The sequence below is a fragment of the Pseudovibrio sp. POLY-S9 genome (assembly GCF_001431305.1).
Lineage (GTDB): Bacteria > Pseudomonadota > Alphaproteobacteria > Rhizobiales > Stappiaceae > Pseudovibrio.
The window spans coordinates 1-1,750 of record NZ_LCWX01000100.1 but is presented as its reverse complement, the minus strand read 5'-3'; the positions used below and the strand labels follow the sequence as shown (position 1 = coordinate 1,750).

At 52.6% G+C, this 1,750-nt stretch carries 2 protein-coding genes and 1 pseudogene; all 3 read right to left on the bottom strand.

The annotated features are described in order from the left end of the window. Window positions 1-381: 381 nt before the first annotated feature. Window positions 382-930: a hypothetical protein gene (locus tag PPL9_RS08750; protein WP_057462350.1), complete on the bottom strand. Its 549-nt coding sequence runs from the start codon at window positions 928-930 to the stop codon at window positions 382-384. Window positions 931-952: 22 nt separating this feature from the next. Continuing rightward, window positions 953-1,408, bottom strand: a complete 456-nt coding sequence (locus PPL9_RS08745; protein ID WP_057462349.1) for a hypothetical protein — start codon at window positions 1,406-1,408, stop codon at window positions 953-955. Between the two features lie 39 nt (window positions 1,409-1,447). Continuing rightward, window positions 1,448-1,750 (bottom strand): annotated as a pseudogene (locus PPL9_RS32340) (hypothetical protein); the annotation flags it as partial.

Sequence of the window (1,750 nt, the reverse complement as noted above, 5' to 3'; positions counted from 1 at the left end):
AAAAGGAGAACTAGACCTAAAAAAAGGCTGGTCACCAAACCTCAAACTGGGGAAATTTGGTCCAGCACTTTTGGGGAAATTTGACCCAGCATTGACAGGCGCAAGCCCTAACTGCTGCCCCTCAGGTTAAAACGGCATTGAGGAATGAATGAAGTGCGGCTTGCTGGAAGCTGGCATGTGGTCCGTGCGCGGGGCGCTTGCCAGCTTCCAGCCCTTCAGTAGAGATGAGTGAGCTGGTTTGTGAGGGCACTGTGGGATCAGCCGATCCCGCTGTGCGCTTGCAAGCCAGATCGCCCCGCTCTCAGATCACCGGAGCCGAACAGCTAACCAGAACAAAAAAAAGGGAGCCTGCGCTCCCCTCCTCTGCCGATTTCCTCACACCTACTCGGAACCGTCATGAGAGTAGGCATACAAGCTCTCATCAATTGGCCCATCACAGTCAAAGAGAATGTGGGAGCAGTCCTGCGCCCATGCAGCCGTGAGGCAGCTAAGCAAATCAATGGGAAGTTTCTCGCCGCTGTAGTCGTAATCCTTACTGGCAGAGACAAACAAACCGTTCATGAGGTTGCCACCATAGAGCGGGAAGGTTTCAGGCGTCTTCTCGCCAAGCATTGCAAGCGTTTTGGGGGATAGGTGAGCGGTCGATAGATCGAGAACAGATAAGACATTCGAAGTCCGGCTCACAGGTTGTTCCTGCCGCTGACCTGGTGCCTTATCAATTTCACAGACAATCGCACTTGGATCTTCAAGATAGTGATGAGTGGCTTCCATGTACTGATCCATCATCTCAAGCATCAAAGATGGAAGCTCTCTGCCAAAATCGCAGCCTTGAGGGCTGTCGTCCGGGTGAAACATCAAGTCTGCTTTATGCAGTTCAATCAGAAAGGTGATTGAGGTTAAAGAGCAAGTCGGCTTTGTGAAGTTGTACATGGGGTGTCTCTGGATCTGTGCGTTAGAAAAGGCTTGGTTGCTGGTAGCCGGTCGGGCTTAGTTCAACTTGCTGCCGATGGGCTGCTGCCTTACTGGAAAGCCTGTGTGTTGGGATGTGAGCAAGGCTGGCCGTTGTCTGCTGCCACTCGGCAAGCCCTGCCTTGCTCATATGGCGCAAAATGGCCTGCTTTAACTCATGATCGGTTTCACTAAGGCGCATGAGAGCTGCAACGACAAAAGCCCCGTCATATGTTTCAAAGCAGTTATCAAAGGCGCGGCTGTCTTCTCCAAGACAAAACCCTTCCCGCGCATAATTCACCCGCTGCTTAAAGGTCGTGTTTTGCGGGTTGGTCAGACGCTTCCAAGCCCTGGCACAGTAGTAATCTCCCATATCATCAACCTGCCGCTCGTGTTGTGGCAAATGGAACGTCTTGCATCCCTCGCAATACCAATTTAGTGCATCTTGCTTCGTTTTCATATTCTCAGATCTCCTGTTCAAACTAGCCCCGTGTCCCCCTCAAAAGAGGGAGAGTTGAGTGACTGGAGCCGCGTTTGAGATGGCGGCAAGAGGGGGAAGGCAAACTGGTTCCACGGTTACAACCGGAGGTGTTGGAACCGGTGTGGTAATGGGCTGGACTTCCTTTGTCTGGTGCTCTGAAAAGTCGATCAGAGCCACTTCACACAGCGGGGAAACACCTTTCCAGCTTTTGCGGTAGACGGCGGTATCAATCCCCACGCCTGCCGTCATTTCAAAACCCTGTTTAGCTGCAAACTTGCCGCCTGCGCTGGTTGGCGTCTGGCGATGGCACTGCACACCAGA

What these genes read in the sequence shown, in the direction of transcription:
- PPL9_RS08750 (WP_057462350.1), bottom strand. Translation starts at nt 930, where the DNA reads ATGTACAACTTCACAAAGCCGACTTGCTCTTTAACCTCAATCACCTTT.
- PPL9_RS08745 (WP_057462349.1), bottom strand. Translation starts at nt 1,408, where the DNA reads ATGAAAACGAAGCAAGATGCACTAAATTGGTATTGCGAGGGATGCAAG.